Here is a 16,763-nt window from a genome sequence, read left to right on the forward strand (position 1 = left end):
GTGATCCGTGAGCGCAAGGCACGACGCGAAGGCGACGAAGTTCCGCCGTCAGCCCGTAGCCCGTCACGGAGCGCTGAGGTCTCCGCATCCGCTCCGTCAGGTCTTCACGATCCTGGCTGCGGTCGTCGCCGTCGTGCTCGTGAGCACCGCGGCGATCGGCGGATTCTACGTGTGGGATGCCGCGCGCAGCCTCAGCGACAACGGCGTCTCGATCGGGGACGAGGACAAGCCCCTCCCGCCGCACATCGGCGAGATCGAGGGCGGCGTCAACATGCTGATCGCCGGCACAGACTCGTGCGAAGGGCAGGACCTCAAGCTCTTCCCGCGGTGCGCGGACGACGAAGGGGGCGAGCGCAACGACGTCACGATGCTCGTGCACATCAGCGACGCGCCCCGCCGCGTGACGGTGGTGTCGTTCCCGCGCGACATGATCGTGCCCATCCCCTCGTGCACGAACCCCGATGGCGGGTCGTACTCGGCCATGAGCGCGCAGATGATCAACAACTCTTACGCGTACGGCGGACTCGGCTGCACGGTCGCCACCGTTGAGGCACTGACCGGGGTCGACATCCAGTTCGCCGGTGCCATCCGTTGGACCGGAGTCATCAACATGTCCGATGCGATCGGCGGCGTCGATGTCTGCCTCAGCGCCGACATCAACGACCGTCACACGGGGCTGCACCTGAAGAAGGGCGAGCAGAACCTCGTCGGTGCCCAGGCTCTGCAGTTCCTCCGCATCCGTCACGGCATCGGCGACGGGTCGGACCTCGGACGCATCTCCAACCAGCAGCAGTTCATGAGCTCCCTCGTGCGCAAGCTGCAGTCGGGCGCGGTCCTCTCGGACTACCCCGCACTGCTCAACCTTGCGAACACCGCCGTCCGCCAGGTCAACGAGAAGCAGCTGGTCCTCAGCGAGTCGCTCGCCAACCCGCAGCGGATGGCCCAGATCGCGATGGCCGTCGCCGACGTGCCGTACAAGGACATCGTCTTCGTGCAGTACCCGACGGTCTACGCCCCCGGTGGCGAGCGCGTCCTGCCGGTCACATCGGCGGCGGATGTCCTGTTCACGGCCCTGTCCGAGAACAAGCCGATCCGCATCACGGGCTCCGCCAGCGGCGGGAACGGCGTCGAGGTCGTCGGCGAGGCCGACGAGCCCGGCGGCGCGAAGCCGACGGAGACGCCGGAGGCCACCGGCACGCCGACCGGCGAGGCCACCCCCGACAAGACCGATGCGCCCGACGACGGCGAGGAGGCCGGCACCGTCGAGCTCCCGAGCCAGATCACGGGCCAGTCGGCGAACGAGGTCACCTGCACCGTCGCTCAGCAGTGACCGACGGTTCGGATCAGCGTCCTGTAACCGTTATGCTTGCGTGGTGCGTTCGCGCCGTTCGCGGTCGGATGCCTGGAGACGTCGCATAGTCAGGCCTAGTGCACCACCCTGCTAAGGTGGAGTCCCCTTACGGGGACCGAGGGTTCAAATCCCTCCGTCTCCGCCACGAGAAAAGCCCCGGCTCGCCGGGGCTTTTCGCTTCTTCGGGGTGGATAACGCGGCGTCAACCGGTGGCGGCGTCGTCCTGATCGGGCTCGGGAACGATCCGCAGCCCGCCCGGCGAGTTCGCCGTCGACATGAGCGCGTCGATCCATGCCGGGTTGAGCGGCCCGATCGCGCGCGAGTGGTAGCGGATGTCCCAGCTCGTCGACACTCCGACCCAGCGCGAGACCCGCCCGCTGCCGAGGCTGGGGTCCACGGTCCAGGTAAGGATGAACGGCTCGCGCCGCCGGAGTTTCGTCACCATCACGACCTCGAGATGACCGAGGAGACGGTCATCGAGAGTGACCGTTTCGCTGCCGAAGGCCAAGCGTCCCATTCCACCAAGCTTACGGCGTAAGCAGACAAAAGAGTGCGAGTCGGGGGAGGATTGGAGCGGAGGCTCCCATGAGCAGTCAGTCTGATCGATCGACCGGGTCGAGGTTGAGTCGCGCCGCGATCATCGACGCCGCTCTGAGCCTCGTGGACCGCAAAGGGGCTGCAGGGCTCTCCATGCGCGCTCTGGGCAACGAGCTGGGCGTCGAGGCGATGTCGCTCTACCGTCACGTGCACGGCAAAGAAGACCTCCTCGAGGGCGTCGTGGATGAGTTGACGGCGGAGCTGGTCGTCGTCATGGAGCGCGAGGCCCGGGCGCACTGGCAGACCTTCCTGCAGAACGTCGCCCACGCGGTTCGAGACATAGCCGTCGAGCATCCTCAGGCCTTCCCGCTGATCGCGACGAGGCATCCCGCAGCTCCCTGGCTCCGGCCACCGCTGCGAAGCATCGAGGCCGTCGACATCTTCCTCCGCGTGCTCTTGGCGCAGGGCTTCAGCGATGAGCAGGCCGTCGGCGCCTACCGGGGATTCAGCAGCTTCCTCATCGGTCAGCTGCTGCTCGAAGCGGCCGTCCGCGGCGCCGACGTCGGTGGAACCATTGCGGGGCAAGGGGAGACCGGGCCGGTCCCCACCGGCGAGGCGCAGACGTCCTCGCTGGACGATGCCCCTGAAGTGCGGCGACTCCGTCCCCTGCTGAGCGAGGACCACAGCAAGCAGGAGTTCGACACCGCCCTCGAAATCCTGCTCGACCGGCTCGAGGTCGATCTCTCCCTGTAGCGGTCGCAGCGCGCGCACGCGCGTCTACCACGATCCGGGGCCACGTTTCGACCTTTGCCGTGCGTGCGCGTCAAGGAAGGTAACGGCCGGTCACGGAGCGTCTCGCAACTCGTCGTCGAGGGTGCGCCGGGCTAGGAATGTCGCAGTCACAGCGAATATCCACGCCCGACGCACCACGAGGAGACCACCCCATGTCCGACCAGAATCAGACCCCGCAGAGCGACCTTCGCGCCGCCGTCGCGGGTGACAAGAAGCGCACGCGCATCGGCCTGACCGTGGCCATCGCGATCGTCGCGGTCGCCGCGATCGTCGGCGGAGCCGCGCTCTTGATTCCCGCGCTCCGCCCCGCCGATGCCGCCGCGTCCGGCGGTGACGCCCCCGCGAAGCCGATCAGCGTCAAGATCGCCGTGTCGGAGGACAGCCCGTTCCAAGACGCCGTCAAGGAGGTCGCCGCCGAGAAGGGCCTCAACATCGAGTGGGTCAACGTCGAGGACTGGGTGCTGCCGAACACCGAGCTCGCCGCCGGCACGGTCGACGCCAACGCCTTCCAGCACATCCTGTACCTCAGCGCCTTCAACACCGAGAACGGCGCGGACCTCACCCCCGTCTTCTCGACGCTCATCACGCAGTGGGGGATCTTCTCCGCGACGGCCACATCCCTCGACGACATCGCCGACGGTGCGAAGATCGCCATCCCCGACGACCCCTCCAACGGCGGCCGCGCGCTGAACATCCTCGAAGCCGCGGGTCTCATCACCCTCTCGGCAGACAAGGGCGACTTCCCGGCGGTCGAGGACATCACCGACAACCCGAAGAAGCTGCAGTTCGCGGAGATCCCGGCGACGTCGATCGCTCAGCAGTTCACCGACCCGAGCCTGGCTGCGGTCGTCGTCGGCACGTCGTACTTCGACCCGAGCCAGAACATCGGCTCCGACGACGCGCTCTTCCTCGACAAGGCGCTCTCGGAGCAGAACCTGCCTTACGTCAACGTCATCGCGACCCGCGAGGACAACAAGGACAACCCCGCGTGGAAGATCCTCAAGGACGTCTACGCCGATGAGCGCGTCGCGGCCGCCAACGAGAAGGAGAACCAGGGGTCCGTGGTTCTCGTCGACGTGCCGGTCGAGCAGCTCCGGACCAAGCTCGCCGACCTCGAGAAGCAGGCCGCGAAGAACTGACCGCGGCCACTCGCGACTGCACCAGGCTCGAGATGAGGAACCCATGAGCACCGCCATCGCCTTCGAGAACGTCTCCAAGTCCTTCAGGTCGAAGGGCCGCACGGTCGACGCCCTCCGCGACGTCAGCCTGACGGTCGAGAAGGGGGAGATCTTCGGAATCGTCGGCTTCTCGGGCGCCGGCAAGTCGACGCTGCTGCGCACCGTCAATGCGCTGGAGCGGCCGACGAGCGGCCGGGTGGTCGTCGACGGTCGCGAGATCTCGGCCCTGCAGGGTCGTGCGCTGTACGCGGCGCGGCAGCGGATCGGCATGGTGTTCCAGCAGTTCAATCTGCTCGAGTCGCGGAACGTCTACAAGAACATCGCGTACCCCCTGCGGCTCGCGGGTCTGTCCGAGGCGGAGACTCTCGATCGCGTCGAGGAGCTGCTGCGGTTCGTCGGTCTCACCGACAAGGCCCTCGCGTATCCGTCGCAGCTGTCGGGTGGCCAGAAGCAACGCGTGGGCATCGCTCGCGCGCTGGCCACCCGGCCCGACGTCCTGATCTCGGACGAGGCGACGAGCGCCCTCGATCCGCAGACGACCGGCGAGGTCCTGGCCCTCCTCCGGCGGGTGAACGAGGAGTACGGCGTGACCATCCTGCTCGTCACCCACGAGATCGACGTGGTCCGCGAGCTCGCTCACAAGGTCGCGGTCATGGAGGACGGTGCGGTCGTCGAGCACGGCAGCATCTACGACGTCTTCTCGTCGCCGCAGCATCCCACCACTCGGCGATTCGTGTCGTCGGTGCTTCATCACATCCCGTCGGCGGATGCCCTCGCGAAGATCCGCGCCGTCCATCGCGGCCGCCTCGTCCAACTGCACGTCGAGGACCGCGACACCAATCACCCGTTCCTCTCGCAGGTCGCCCGCGAGCACGACGTCGACGTCAACGTCGTCTTCGGCGGCGTCGACGAGCTGCAGGGGCGGCTGTTCGGCAGTCTGACGGTGGAACTCCTCGGAACGGGTGCCGCAGTGGATGCCGCCATCGAGGGTCTCCGCCAGACGACGACCGTCTCGGAGCTGCCGGCCACGGGCGCCCGGACGATCGAGAAGGAGGCCGTCCATGCGTGACTTCGACCCGGATGCGTTCTTCCCCCGGTTCTGGAACGCCGTCGGCGAGACCGGACTCATGGTGGTCGTCGCCTTCGCGGGAGCCGCCGTCATCGGGGTGCTCCTCGGCCTCCTGCTCTACGCGAGCCGGCCTGGAAATCTGCTGCAGAACCGCGTGGTCTTCTCGGTCCTGAACCTCATCATCAACGTGGTCCGTCCGATCCCGTTCCTGATCGTGGCGATCGCGCTGATCCCGTTCACGCGGTTCCTCTTCGGCACGGGGCTCGGCCCCCTGCCCCAGACGATCCCGCTCATCATCGTCGCGTGCGTCGCCATCGCCCGTGTCTCGGAATCCAACCTCGTCGCTGTGAGCCCGGGGTCGATCGAGGCGGGTGCCGCGATGGGCGCGAGCCCGGCGCGGGTGCTGTTCACGATCGTCGTGCCCGAGGCCCTCGGCCCGCTCACCCTGGGGCTCACCTACATCCTCGTCGCGCTCGTCGACGCGACCGCGGTCGCGGGTGTGCTCGGCGGCGGTGGGCTCGGGTCGCTGGCCATGAACTACGGGTACCAGCGCTTCGACTGGATCTCGGTCGGCATCGTCGTCCTCGCCCTCATCGTCCTCGTGCAGCTCGCGCAGCTGCTGGGGAACACCGTCGCCCGGAAGGTGATGCACCGGTGACCGGGCGCTTCGACGAGTTCCTCGCCCGCATCGCGCCCGATGCGCCGCAGCGTGAGCGCGAGCGGCGCCTGCTGACCGCGGAACTCGCCGAGCTGCGCGATATCGGCTTCGGCACGTGGCGGGTGCCGGCGGCATCCGGGGGCTCGCCGATCACGCTGCAGGAGCAGTTCGCCCGTCTCATCCGGCTGTCGGCGGCGGATGCCAGCCTCGGCCATGTCTGGCGCGGTCACCTCGCGTTCGCCGAGTCGCTCCGGTTGCAGCCGATCGAGCAGGGACAGCCGTGGTTCGAGCGGATCCTCGCGGGGGACTTCGTGGGCAACGCGCAGTCCGAGCGCCGCGACACGGCGCACCTCGAGACCCGGATCGACCGCACCGGCGGCGAGCCGTTGCTGTCGGGGACGAAGTACTACACGACCGGCAGCATCTACGCGGACTGGATCCACCTCGCCGCCCTCGACGGCGACGAGCGGGTCGCGGTCACGGTGTCGGCCCACCACCCGGGGGTCCGGTCCACGGACGACTGGGACGGATTCGGCCAGCTGCTCACGGGAAGCGGCACGACGGTGTTCGACCGGGCGCCGGTGGGGGAGGACGGCATCCTCGTGTCGCCCGCCGAGGGCGCCGACGTGCGCGGGCATCACCTGGGGGCGATCCTCCAGCTCACCCTGCTCGCGGTGATCGCCGGCATCGCGCAGCGCGCCCTCGACGACACCGTCGACTTCGTCACCCCGCGGCGGCGGACCTTCGGATTCGCGGGCGAGACGCTTCCTCGCGAGGACCCGCTCGTGCAGCTGGTCGTGGGCGAGCTCGACGTCGTGGCGGCGACGACGCGACGGCTGGTGCTGTCGGTCGCCGCCGACCTGGGTGCGGCATCCGATCGTCGGGCGACCGCGGCCGAGATGCGTGAGATCCAGTTCGAGGTCTTCCGTCTGCAGGAGCTCGTGCCCCGCCTCGTCCTCGACGCGACGACGCGCCTGTTCGAGGTCGGCGGGGCGTCGGCGGTCGGGACGGGACGCGCACTCGACCGGCACTGGCGCAACGTCCGCACGATCGCCTCGCACAACCCGGTGATCCAGCGCACGCGTGCGCTCGGCCAGGTCGCTCTGACCGGGACGCTGCCGGAGTGGCAGGCACCGGGCGCCGAGCCCGCACGGCCGGCTGAGGCTGCGCTCGCATGACCCGCATCACCGACGCCGTGGCACGTTTCGCGCCCGTCTTCGACGAGGTGGGGCGGGATGCCGTCGCCCGAGAACTCGCGCGGAGACTGCCGCACGAGGAGGTCGCGCTGCTCCGGCGCGCGGGGTTCACCCGGGTCACGGTGCCCGAGGAGTTCGGCGGAGGCGGTGAGCCGCCGTCGGTGCTGTTCGCCCTCCTCGCCGAGCTGGGCCGTCGCGATCCGAATCTCGCGCAGCTGCTGCGCTCGCACTTCTCGTTCGTCGACCGGACGGTGCTCGCGACGCCGTCCGCCGAGCGATCCCGCAGGCTCACCCTCGTCGCGGACGGCGCCATCATCGGCAACGCGACCCACGAGCGCTCGGGGGCGAAGGTCGGCTCGCTGTCCACGACGGTGACCGCTTCGGGCGACGGGCTCCGCCTGGACGGCACGAAGTACTACAGCACCGGGACACTCTTCGCCGATCTCGTGTCGGTCGCCGCGCAGGACGACGAGGGCGCCCTCGTCGCTGCGCTCGTCCCGGCGACGGCCGAGGGCGTCGACGTCATCGACGACTGGCGCGGCTTCGGCCAGCGACTGACCGGCAGCGGGACGACCGTCTTCCGCTCGGTCGTCATCGACGAGGATGCCGTCGCCCGCCGGGTCGTCGCCGGTCCGTCGCACGGCGGGGCGTTCGTCCAGCTGGTCCTACTGGCGGCCGCCGCGGGCATCGGGCGGGCGATCGTCGACGACGCCGTGGCGTTCGTCCAGAAACGCACCCGCACCTACAGTCATGCGTCGGCGGCGTCGGCCCGCGAGGATCCGCTCGTGCAGGAGATCGTCGGTCGACTGTCGGCGCTGTCGTTCACGGCGGATGCCGCACTCACCGCCGCCGTCGCAGGACTCGACGAGTCGGTCGCGGCGCAATCGGCCGGTGTCTCGGGAGAGGCGCTCCGCGAGGTGATCGCCCCCGTCGAGACGGCGACCGCCCGCGCGCAACTCGTCGTCCTCCCGGCCGTGCTCGAGGCGGCTACTCTGCTCTTCGAGGTCGGCGGGGCGAGCGCCGTCGACACCGACCTCGCGCTGGACCGGCACTGGCGGAACGCCCGAACCCTGGCATCCCACAACCCGCTCGCCTTCAAGGCGCGCGCTCTCGGCGACCTGCTGCTCAACGACACCCCCGTGCCCGGGTGGTGGAGCACAGGCGAAGCCTGACTCCGCAGAGAACCCCGACGTCTCCAGAAAGGACCCGCATGGCGGAGCGCAAAAAGCTCATCCTCAATCTCTTCGAGATGAACACGGTCAGCCACATCACGCACGGGCTGTGGTCGCTGCCGGGCAACAACCGGCACCGGATCAACGACATCTCGTATTGGATCGAGCTCGCGCAGATCCTCGAGCACGGCGGATTCGACGGTGTCTTCCTCGCCGACGTGGTCGGTGCCTACGACGTCTTCCGGGGCGGCCCCGAGACCGCGATCCGTGAAGGGTTGCAGATCCCCTCGAACGACCCGCTCCTCGTCATCCCGGCGATGGCCGCCGTCACCGAGCGATTGGGCTTCGGCGTCACGTTCTCGACGAGCTACGAGCCGCCGTTCTCGTTCGCCCGCCGCATGTCGACCCTCGACCACCTCACCCGTGGCCGGGTGGGCTGGAACATCGTGACCTCGTACCTGCCGAACGCGGCCCGCAACTTCGGGCTGGCCGACGAGATCCCGCACGATCGCCGTTACGCGATCGCCGACGAGTTCCTCGACGTCGTCTACAAGCTGTGGGAGGGCTCCTGGGATGACGGCGCCGTCATCGCGGATGCCGCGACCCGAACGTACACGGACCCGTCGAAGGTCCGGTACATCGACCACTCCGGGGAGAACTTCCGCGTCGCGGGTCCTCATCTGAGCCAGCCCTCGCCGCAGCGCACTCCCGTCCTCTACCAAGCGACCGGGTCGCCCGCCGGCATCGAGTTCGCCGGTCGCCACGCGGAGCTCGTCTTCACCGGCGGGCGCTCGACGGCGGACTTCATCCGCAACGTCGAGCAGATGCGCGCGGCGGCCGCACGCCACGGGCGCGGCCAGGGCGACCTCCGCTTCATCGTGCAGGCGGGTGTCGTCGTCGGTCGCACCGAGGAGGAGGCGGCCGACAAGTGGCGGACGTACCGCGAGAACACGAGCGTCGACGGCATCCTCGCCCACGCCGGGTTCCCGTTCGACCCGACCGCGTTCTCCCGAGAGACACTCGTCACCGACGCCCTGGCGCAGGTGGGCGTCGCCGCAGGCTCCGTGCCGACCGCCGGACCCGACACGACGATCGGACAGCTTCTGGACGGGATAGCCACGGGACGCGAGGGCCGCTTCTTCGTCGCGGGCACACCGACGGTCGTCGCCGACGAGATCGAGCGGTGGCTCGACGAGGACGGCATCGACGGCATCAACCTCCGGCAGTACCACTCCTTCGACACCGCTCGAGACTTCGCGGAACTCGTCGTGCCCGAGCTGCGGCGACGCGGCCGGTTGCTGGAAGGTGGCCCGACGCTGCGGGAGCGTCTGTTCGAGCGCGGACCGCTGCTGCCCGAAAACCACATCGCCACGCGCTACCGAGGCGGAGCGAACCTCGACACCCCGGTGGCACCCCTGTTCGGCTGAAGGGCCGGGAGCGGGCCCCGCGTCGTTCGATCGTGCTCCGGCACGTCCCGCCCTGGCGCTTCGCGCGTGGTCTGAGAGGATGGCGCCATGATCATCGCCGGGTTGGTGTTCGCGGCGCTCGGCGCCGCCATCCACGTCTACATCTTCTTCCTCGAGTCGATCGCCTGGACCGGGCCCGCCGCGCGGCGCACCTTCGGGACGACGGACGCGACGGTCGACGTCACGAAGCCGCTCGCCTTCAACCAGGGCTTCTACAACCTGTTCCTCGCGATCGCGGTCTTCCTCGGCATCGTGTTCGTCGCCACCGGGTCGACGGCCATCGGCGCCACCCTCGTGTTCGTCGGGGCGGGCTCGATGGTCGCGGCGGGGCTCGTACTGCTCCTCTCGGATCGCTCGAAGGCGCGCGCGGCGCTCATCCAGCTGAGCGCGCCCCTGGTCGGAGTGGTCCTGCTCGCCATCGGGCTGGCCGTCTGACGTGAACCTCGCTGTCGTCGGCGCGGGAAAGATCGTCGCCGAGTTCCTCCCGCACGCCTCCGGCGTCCCCGGGCTGACCGTGGCGGCGATCGTCGGTCGCGAGTCCAGCCGTGCCAACCTCGACGACGTGGCGTCGACCCACGGCATCCCCCTCGTCTTCACCGATCTCGACGGATGCCTCGCCGACGCCCGTGTCGACACGGTGTGGGTCGCGCTGCCGAACGCCCTGCACGCGGACGTCGCCCGTCGTGCCCTGCTCGCAGGCAAGAACGTGATCTGCGAGAAGCCGTTCGTGCTCCGGCTCGAGGAGCTCGCGGAACTCCGCGCTCTCGCCGCGGAGCGTGACCTCATCCTCGTCGAAGCGATCAGCAACCAGTACCTCGCGAACGTCGAGTGGATGCGCGAGAACCTGCCCCGCCTCGGTGAGCTGCGGCTCGTGCAGTGCGAGTACTCGCAGTACTCCTCGCGCTACGACGCGTTCCGCACCGGGACGATCGCACCGGCCTTCGATCCGGCGGCGGGCGGCGGTGCACTGATGGACCTCGGCATCTACACGCTGCACCTCGTGGTCGGACTCCTCGGCGCCCCCGCGACGGTGGCGTACACGCCGCGGATGGAACGCGGCGTCGACACCTCGGGCGTGACGGTCCTCGGCTACGGCGATCTGACGGCCGTGTGCGTGGCCGCCAAGGATTCGCCCGGACCCTCGCGGACCAAGATCCAGGGCACCGAGGGCACGATGGTCTTCGACGGGCCGCCCAACGAGGTGCCGGCCGTCGAGCTGCAGCTGCGGGACGGAACGCACGAGCGCATCGCGCTCGACGACGATCCGCACCGGATGGTGGCGGAGTTCCGGTCGTTCGTCCGGATGATCGCCGAGCACGACATCGCCGAGCGGGACCGTCGCCTGGATCACAGTGCCGCCGTGCTCGACGTCGCCGTCCGTGCGCTCGATTCGGCCGGCATCCGCCTCGGCTGAGCTTCGCGAGCGCGACGGCACGATCCTCGCTACGCTGGCGGACAACTGTCGCAGTCGATCTCCTCGGCTGACTTCGGGCTGGGGAGCCGGACAATGCACAGATCTTGGGGACGCACGGTGGCGCACGCGCCGGCCGACGAGGCGAACGCGACGCGCGTCGCACGAGTCGAATGGGTGGATGCCGCCAAGGCGATCGCCATCATCATGGTGGTGTTCCTGCACACCGTCTTCAACCATGCCGGCAGCGGCGCTACCGGTCATTGGGGACCGTTCGTCGGCCTGCTCGACGCCTTCCGCTTGCCGCTGTTCTTCTTCACGGCGGGTCTGTTCGCCGGTAAGGTCCTCCGCCGACCGCTCGCAGTGCTGTTGCGCGAGCGCATCTCGCACCTGACCTGGATCTACGTCATCTGGTCGATCGTCGCGGTCATCGCCGTCCTGTATCTGCCGCTCACCGGCGCAACCGACCGGCCGCCGGCGCTCGCCCTGCTCCTGATCCCCGTCCTGCCCACCCCTGCCACATGGTTCATCTGGGCGCTGATCGTGCATTTCGTCGTGGCGTGGTTCGCCGTCCGCCTTCCGCCGGCGATCGGCCTCGGCGGCGCGACGGTCGTCAGTCTCGTCTTCGCCTCGGGCCTGCCGACCACGGGGACGCTGGAGATCGACAAGACGCTGTACCACCTCGTCTTCTTCCTGCTGGCGGTGCAGATCTCGGCCTGGGTCCGGCCGGCCGTGGCCTCCACCGGGATCTGGTGGGCGGTCGCGGCCGTCGTCGGCTTCGGCGCCGGGGCGGCTGTCGTGGCGAAGTTCTCCCTGCTCGACATCGTCGGTGTGCGGCTCGTCCTGGGGCTGCTGGCGGTCGCGGCCGGGTGCCTGGTCGCGCGTCAGATCTCCACGCTCCGAGGCTTCGCGTGGGTGTCCGCGCTCGGGCGCAACACCCTGCCCGTCTACCTGCTGCACTGGTACGTCCTGCTGCTCGTCTACGCCGTCGTCAACACGGTGTTCCCTCGCGACGCCGGTGTCTTCACCGACGTGCTCGCTCCGGTGATGACGGCCCTCACGATCGCCGGATGCCTTCTCGTGCACCGCCTGACGCGGGCCGTTCCGGGGCTGTACGCGCGGCCGGCGTGGCTCGTGCGCGCGCTGCGCCCATCGCCGCCGGTGTGAGGATCCCGTGAGGAGTGCCGCCGCGGGCGTATGGATTCCGTGAGCGCAGCGGGAGGGGATGTCGCCGAGGTGTTCCATCAGGGATGCGCCCCACCGGCGTGCCGGCCCGATCAGGGCCCGCGTCCCTCGAAATCGGAGCCTCCCTCGTGCTCGACATCGTCTACGTCCTGGGCGTGCTCGCCCTGTTCGTGATCATCGGTCTGTTCGCCAAGGCGGTGGACCGGCTGTGAGCGTCTTCGACATCGTCGCCGCCGTCCTCGGCGTCGCCGGCCTCGTCTACCTCTTCGTCGCTCTCGTGAAGCCGGAGAAGTTCTGATGGCGTGGCTCCCCGCTGTCCTCATGCTCGCGACGCTGGCGCTCATCCTCGCCGTCGCGTACCGCCCCGTGGGCGACTACATGGCCTGGGTCTACACGTCGTCGAAGGATGCTCGCGCAGAACGCGGCCTGTACCGGCTGATCGGCGTCGACCCGGCATCCGCTCAGACGTGGCAGGCCTACGCACGCAGCGTCCTCGCGTTCTCGCTCGTCGGTGTCCTGACGGTCTACCTGCTGCAGCGCATCCAGCAGTGGCTGCCGTGGTCGCTGGGCCTTCCCGCGCCGAGCGAGGCGCTGTCCTTCAACACGGCCGTCTCGTTCGTGACGAACACGAACTGGCAGTCGTACTCGCCCGAGCTGACCCTCGGATATACGGTGCAGTTCGCGGCGCTCGCGGTCCAGAACTTCGTATCGGCGGCCGTCGGCCTGGCCGTCGCGATCGCCCTCGTGCGGGGCCTCGCGTATCGCCGCAGCGGCACGATCGGCAACTTCTGGGTCGATCTGACGCGCGGCACGGTCCGCCTGCTTCTGCCGCTGTCGGTCATCGCCGCGGTCGTGCTCCTCGCGGGCGGCGTCGTCCAGAACCTGAACGGCTTCACCGACGTCACCACCGTGAGCGGTGCCGCCCAGAGCATCCCCGGCGGTCCGGTCGCATCGCAGGAGGCGATCAAGCTCCTCGGCACCAACGGCGGCGGCTTCTTCAACGCGAACTCGGCGCACCCGTTCGAGAACCCGACGGGCTGGACGAACCTGTTCGAGATCGTCCTCATGCTGATCATCCCGTTCTCGCTGCCGCGGACTTTCGGCACGATGCTGGGCGACAGGCGTCAGGGTTACGCGATCCTCGGCGCGATGGGCGTCCTCTTCCTCGCCTCGACGGCGATCCTCACGGCGTTCGAGCTGGCGGGGCGCGGCACCGCGCCCGCGCTCGCCGGTGCCGCCCTCGAGGGCAAAGATGTGCGGTTCGGGATCATCGGGTCGACCATCTTCGGCTCGACGAGCACCCTCACCTCCACCGGTGCCGTCAACTCGATGCACGACTCCTTCACGGCGCTCGGCGGCATGATGCCGATGCTCAACATGATGCTCGGCGAGCTCGCCCCCGGCGGTGTCGGATCGGGCCTCTACGGCATGCTCGTCATGGCGGTCCTCGCGGTCTTCATCGCGGGACTCCTCGTCGGCCGCACGCCGGAGTACCTGGGCAAGAAGATCGGTCCGCGCGAGATCAAGCTCGCCAGCATCTACATCCTCGTCACCCCGATCCTGGTCCTCGTCGGCACGGCCCTGAGCTTCGCGATCCCCGCGGTCCGCGAGGACGTCACGACGACCTCGATCTGGAACCCCGGCATCCACGGATTCAGCGAGGTGCTCTATGCCTTCACCTCCGCCGCGAACAACAACGGATCGGCGTTCGCGGGCCTCACCGCGAACACCCCGTGGCTGAACACGGCGCTCGGTGTCGCGATGCTGCTCGGCCGGTTCCTGCCGATCGTGCTCGTCCTCGCCCTCGCCGGATCGTTCGCGGCGCAGGACAAGGTGCCGGCCACGGCGGGCACGCTCCCGACGCACCGTCCGCTGTTCGTCGGCCTGCTCATCGGCGTGATCGTCATCGTGACCGCCCTCACCTACTTCCCCGTACTCGCGCTGGGTCCCCTGGCAGAAGGACTGATCTGACATGTTCACCCCCACTCTCCAACCCGTCGCCCCGGCTCCGGCTCCCCGCCGCGGCATCGACGGCGCCGCGATCGCGGCCGCCCTTCCGGGTGCGCTGCGCAAGCTCGACCCGCGCGCCCAGTGGCGCAACCCCGTGATGTTCATCGTCTGGGTCGGTGCCGTGCTGACAACCGTCCTCGCGATCGCGGAACCCTTCCTGGGCGGCCCCGGCGACTCCGGCGGCAGCCCGGTTCCCGCACCATTCACGGCGGTGATCGCCGTCTGGCTGTGGCTGACGGTCGTCTTCGCGAACGTGGCCGAGTCCGTCGCCGAGGGTCGTGGCAAGGCGCAGGCAGAGACACTCCGCAAGACCCGCACGAGCACGGTCGCCCATCGCGTGTCCGGCTACGACGAGCAGGCAGATGCCGCGGCCGACCGCGTCGCGATCGACGACGTCTCGTCGGCGGATCTTACCCTCGGCGACGTGGTCGTCGTCGCGGCCGGCGATCTCATCCCCGGTGACGGCGACGTGGTCCACGGCATCGCCTCGGTGGACGAGTCCGCGATCACGGGAGAGTCGGCCCCCGTCATCCGCGAATCCGGCGGTGACCGCAGCGCCGTCACGGGCGGTACCCGGGTGCTCTCGGACCGCATCGTCGTTCGCATCACGTCGAAGCCCGGCGAGACCTTCGTCGACCGGATGATCGCGCTCGTCGAGGGTGCCGCACGCCAGAAGACGCCGAACGAGATCGCGCTGAACATCCTGCTGGCGAGCCTGTCGATCATCTTCGTGGTCGTCGCGCTCATTCTGAACCCGGTCGCCTCGTACGCGGCGGCACCGGTCAGTATCCCCGTCCTCGTAGCGCTCCTCGTGTGCCTCATCCCGACGACGATCGGCGCGCTCCTGTCGGCGATCGGCATCGCCGGCATGGACCGGCTCGTGCAGCGGAACGTGCTGGCCATGTCGGGGCGAGCGGTCGAGGCGGCGGGAGACGTGACCACCCTGCTCCTCGACAAGACGGGCACGATCACCTACGGCAACCGCCAGGCGTCCGAGTTCGTCCCGCTGGCCGGGATGGCGCAGGCCGAGCTCACCCGGGCGGCGGCGTTGTCGTCCCTTGCCGACCCGACACCCGAGGGCAGCTCGATCGTCGATCTGGCCACCCGCCGCGGCATCGACGTGACCGGCCAGACCCAGGGCGTCATAGTCCCGTTCACGGCGCAGACCCGCATGAGCGGTCTCGACCTGCCGGACGGCTCATCGATCCGCAAGGGCGCCGGCTCCGCGATCATCGGCTGGCTCGAGCACGGTGGCACGCCGTTGCCCGACGGCATCCGGGAAGATCTGACCGCACGCACCGAGGAGATCTCGCAGTCGGGCGGAACCCCGCTGGTGGTGGCGACGAAGGATGCCGCCGGTGCCGGGCGCGTGCTCGGCGTCGTGCACCTGAAGGACGTCGTCAAGGACGGGCTCAGCGAGCGCTTCGCCGAGCTCCGCTCCATGGGCATCCGGACGGTCATGATCACGGGCGACAACCCGTTGACCGCCGCGGCGATCGCGAAGGAGGCCGGTGTCGACGACTTCCTCGCCGAGGCGACCCCCGAGGACAAGCTCGCCTACATCCGCACCGAGCAGGAGGGCGGCAACCTCGTCGCGATGACCGGTGACGGCACGAACGACGCGCCCGCGCTCGCGCAGGCGGACGTGGGCGTCGCGATGAACTCGGGCACATCGGCCGCGAAGGAGGCCGGCAACATGGTCGACCTCGACTCCGACCCGACCAAGCTCATCGACATCGTCCGCATCGGCAAGCAGCTGCTCATCACGCGCGGCGCTCTCACGACGTTCTCGATCGCGAACGACATCGCCAAGTACTTCGCCATCATCCCGGCGATGTTCATGGGTGTCTTCCCCCAGCTCGGGGCGCTCAACATCATGGGCCTGCACTCACCGGCATCCGCGGTGCTGTCGGCGATCATCTTCAACGCGCTCATCATCGTCGTCCTCATCCCGCTCGCCCTCCGCGGCGTGCGCTACCGGGCGGGCGGCGCCTCGTCGATCCTCGGTCGCAACCTCGCCGTCTACGGTCTCGGCGGTGTCGTCGCCCCCTTCCTCGGCATCTGGCTGATCGACCTCCTCGTCCGCCTCATCCCCGGCTTCTGAACCAAGGACATCCCGTCATGAACAGCTCCTCCCGCGCCACCGGGCGCACCGTCATCGTCGCCGTCCGCGCCATGGCCGTCCTGACCGTGGTCCTCGGCGTGGGCTACACGGCGCTCATCACCCTCGTCGGACAGGTCGCCCTGCCCGGACAGGCGAACGGCTCCCTCCTGCGAAGCGCCTCGGGGGAGGTCGTCGGCTCGTCGCTGATCGGTCAGTCGTTCACGGATGCCGACGGTGCCGCGCTCCCGCGGTACTTCCAGTCGCGGCCCTCCGCGGCCGGTGACGGCTACGACGCCGGGGCGTCATCGGGCTCGAACCTGGGTCCCGAGAACGCAGACCTCGTCGCCGCGATCCGGGAGCGCAGGGAGGCCGTCGCCGCGCGCGAGGGCGTCGCCGAGTCCGCCGTTCCCGCCGACGCGGTGACCGCCTCGGCATCCGGACTCGACCCCGACATCAGCCCCGCGTACGCTTCGATCCAGGTCGAGCGCGTCGCCGCGGCCCGGAAGCTCCCGGCGTCGGAGGTTCGCGGACTCGTCGCGGAGCACACCCGGGGACCCGATCTCGGGTACCTCGGCGACCCGACCGTGAACGTCGTGGAGCTCAATCTCGCCCTCGACCGGCTAGGAGGCTGACA

General features: G+C 69.3%; 17 protein-coding genes and 1 tRNA gene. 17 read left to right on the forward strand and 1 reads right to left on the reverse strand.

From position 1 onward, the window contains the following. The first annotated feature begins 7 nt into the window (after window positions 1–7). Window positions 8–1,330: an LCP family protein gene (locus ABCU91_RS04900; protein ID WP_406922702.1), complete on the forward strand. Its 1,323-nt coding sequence runs from the start codon at window positions 8–10 to the stop codon at window positions 1,328–1,330. A gap of 74 nt (window positions 1,331–1,404) precedes the next feature. Beyond that, a tRNA-Ser gene (locus ABCU91_RS04905) sits at window positions 1,405–1,496 on the forward strand. Between the two features lie 57 nt (window positions 1,497–1,553). Here ABCU91_RS04905 and ABCU91_RS04910 read toward each other — a convergent pair. Continuing rightward, window positions 1,554–1,868, reverse strand: a complete 315-nt coding sequence (locus ABCU91_RS04910) for a hypothetical protein (RefSeq protein WP_091351638.1) — start codon at window positions 1,866–1,868, stop codon at window positions 1,554–1,556. A 68-nt stretch (window positions 1,869–1,936) separates the two neighbouring features. Between ABCU91_RS04910 and ABCU91_RS04915 the strand changes: the two genes are divergently transcribed. From ABCU91_RS04915 to kdpC, 15 genes are all read left to right on the forward strand, one after another. Continuing rightward, window positions 1,937–2,641 carry a TetR family transcriptional regulator gene (locus tag ABCU91_RS04915; RefSeq protein WP_413355012.1) on the forward strand — a complete coding sequence of 235 codons (705 nt, stop codon included), beginning with the start codon at window positions 1,937–1,939 and terminating at the stop codon, window positions 2,639–2,641. Between the two features lie 191 nt (window positions 2,642–2,832). After that, entirely contained in the window at window positions 2,833–3,819 is a 987-nt protein-coding gene (locus ABCU91_RS04920; protein WP_413355013.1) for a MetQ/NlpA family ABC transporter substrate-binding protein, read from the forward strand. Window positions 3,820–3,862: 43 nt separating this feature from the next. Then, window positions 3,863–4,927, forward strand: coding sequence for a methionine ABC transporter ATP-binding protein (locus ABCU91_RS04925; RefSeq protein ID WP_413355014.1), 1,065 nt, complete (start codon window positions 3,863–3,865; stop codon window positions 4,925–4,927). Then, window positions 4,920–5,585, forward strand: coding sequence for a methionine ABC transporter permease (locus tag ABCU91_RS04930; RefSeq protein ID WP_091351641.1), 666 nt, complete (start codon window positions 4,920–4,922; stop codon window positions 5,583–5,585). The genes ABCU91_RS04925 and ABCU91_RS04930 overlap by 8 nt, the downstream gene beginning before the upstream one ends. Further along, window positions 5,582–6,763: a hypothetical protein gene (locus tag ABCU91_RS04935; RefSeq protein ID WP_413355015.1), complete on the forward strand. Its 1,182-nt coding sequence runs from the start codon at window positions 5,582–5,584 to the stop codon at window positions 6,761–6,763. Before ABCU91_RS04930 ends, ABCU91_RS04935 begins: the two co-directional genes overlap by 4 nt. Continuing rightward, window positions 6,760–7,953, forward strand: coding sequence for an acyl-CoA dehydrogenase family protein (locus ABCU91_RS04940; RefSeq protein ID WP_413355016.1), 1,194 nt, complete (start codon window positions 6,760–6,762; stop codon window positions 7,951–7,953). Before ABCU91_RS04935 ends, ABCU91_RS04940 begins: the two co-directional genes overlap by 4 nt. 38 nt (window positions 7,954–7,991) lie before the next feature. Then, window positions 7,992–9,380, forward strand: coding sequence for an NtaA/DmoA family FMN-dependent monooxygenase (locus ABCU91_RS04945; RefSeq protein ID WP_133398662.1), 1,389 nt, complete (start codon window positions 7,992–7,994; stop codon window positions 9,378–9,380). A gap of 87 nt (window positions 9,381–9,467) precedes the next feature. Continuing rightward, window positions 9,468–9,854 carry a DUF1304 domain-containing protein gene (locus ABCU91_RS04950; protein ID WP_406922697.1) on the forward strand — a complete coding sequence of 129 codons (387 nt, stop codon included), beginning with the start codon at window positions 9,468–9,470 and terminating at the stop codon, window positions 9,852–9,854. A gap of 1 nt (window position 9,855) precedes the next feature. After that, window positions 9,856–10,833, forward strand: coding sequence for a Gfo/Idh/MocA family protein (locus ABCU91_RS04955; RefSeq protein WP_413355017.1), 978 nt, complete (start codon window positions 9,856–9,858; stop codon window positions 10,831–10,833). 117 nt (window positions 10,834–10,950) lie between these two features. Further along, window positions 10,951–11,997: an acyltransferase family protein gene (locus ABCU91_RS04960; protein ID WP_413355018.1), complete on the forward strand. Its 1,047-nt coding sequence runs from the start codon at window positions 10,951–10,953 to the stop codon at window positions 11,995–11,997. Window positions 11,998–12,080: 83 nt separating this feature from the next. Then, window positions 12,081–12,227: a hypothetical protein gene (locus ABCU91_RS04965; RefSeq protein WP_018185559.1), complete on the forward strand. Its 147-nt coding sequence runs from the start codon at window positions 12,081–12,083 to the stop codon at window positions 12,225–12,227. Then, window positions 12,224–12,313, forward strand: coding sequence for a K(+)-transporting ATPase subunit F (gene kdpF / locus ABCU91_RS04970; RefSeq protein WP_413355019.1), 90 nt, complete (start codon window positions 12,224–12,226; stop codon window positions 12,311–12,313). Before ABCU91_RS04965 ends, kdpF begins: the two co-directional genes overlap by 4 nt. A gap of 23 nt (window positions 12,314–12,336) precedes the next feature. Further along, window positions 12,337–13,986, forward strand: a complete 1,650-nt coding sequence (gene kdpA, locus ABCU91_RS04975) for a potassium-transporting ATPase subunit KdpA (protein WP_413355378.1) — start codon at window positions 12,337–12,339, stop codon at window positions 13,984–13,986. A gap of 1 nt (window position 13,987) precedes the next feature. Beyond that, window positions 13,988–16,129, forward strand: coding sequence for a potassium-transporting ATPase subunit KdpB (kdpB, locus tag ABCU91_RS04980; protein ID WP_413355020.1), 2,142 nt, complete (start codon window positions 13,988–13,990; stop codon window positions 16,127–16,129). Between the two features lie 17 nt (window positions 16,130–16,146). Further along, window positions 16,147–16,761, forward strand: coding sequence for a K(+)-transporting ATPase subunit C (kdpC, locus tag ABCU91_RS04985; protein WP_413355021.1), 615 nt, complete (start codon window positions 16,147–16,149; stop codon window positions 16,759–16,761). Window positions 16,762–16,763 lie beyond the last annotated feature (2 nt).

Source organism: Microbacterium phoenicis, from assembly GCF_047302325.1.
In the GTDB taxonomy this organism is placed as follows: Bacteria; Actinomycetota; Actinomycetes; order Actinomycetales; family Microbacteriaceae; genus Microbacterium.

Excerpts from the sequence above, each read along its gene's own strand:
- ABCU91_RS04915 (WP_413355012.1), top strand. The coding sequence starts at position 1,937 with ATGAGCAGTCAGTCTGATCGATCGACCGGGTCGAGGTTGAGTCGCGCC.
- kdpC (WP_413355021.1), top strand. The coding sequence starts at position 16,147 with ATGAACAGCTCCTCCCGCGCCACCGGGCGCACCGTCATCGTCGCCGTC.
- ABCU91_RS04920 (WP_413355013.1), top strand. The coding sequence starts at position 2,833 with ATGTCCGACCAGAATCAGACCCCGCAGAGCGACCTTCGCGCCGCCGTC.
- ABCU91_RS04940 (WP_413355016.1), top strand. The coding sequence starts at position 6,760 with ATGACCCGCATCACCGACGCCGTGGCACGTTTCGCGCCCGTCTTCGAC.
- ABCU91_RS04950 (WP_406922697.1), top strand. The coding sequence starts at position 9,468 with ATGATCATCGCCGGGTTGGTGTTCGCGGCGCTCGGCGCCGCCATCCAC.
- kdpB (WP_413355020.1), top strand. The coding sequence starts at position 13,988 with ATGTTCACCCCCACTCTCCAACCCGTCGCCCCGGCTCCGGCTCCCCGC.
- kdpA (WP_413355378.1), top strand. The coding sequence starts at position 12,337 with ATGCTCGCGACGCTGGCGCTCATCCTCGCCGTCGCGTACCGCCCCGTG.
- ABCU91_RS04925 (WP_413355014.1), top strand. The coding sequence starts at position 3,863 with ATGAGCACCGCCATCGCCTTCGAGAACGTCTCCAAGTCCTTCAGGTCG.
- ABCU91_RS04930 (WP_091351641.1), top strand. The coding sequence starts at position 4,920 with ATGCGTGACTTCGACCCGGATGCGTTCTTCCCCCGGTTCTGGAACGCC.
- ABCU91_RS04965 (WP_018185559.1), top strand. The coding sequence starts at position 12,081 with ATGCGCCCCACCGGCGTGCCGGCCCGATCAGGGCCCGCGTCCCTCGAA.
- ABCU91_RS04910 (WP_091351638.1), bottom strand. The coding sequence starts at position 1,868 with ATGGGACGCTTGGCCTTCGGCAGCGAAACGGTCACTCTCGATGACCGT.
- ABCU91_RS04945 (WP_133398662.1), top strand. The coding sequence starts at position 7,992 with ATGGCGGAGCGCAAAAAGCTCATCCTCAATCTCTTCGAGATGAACACG.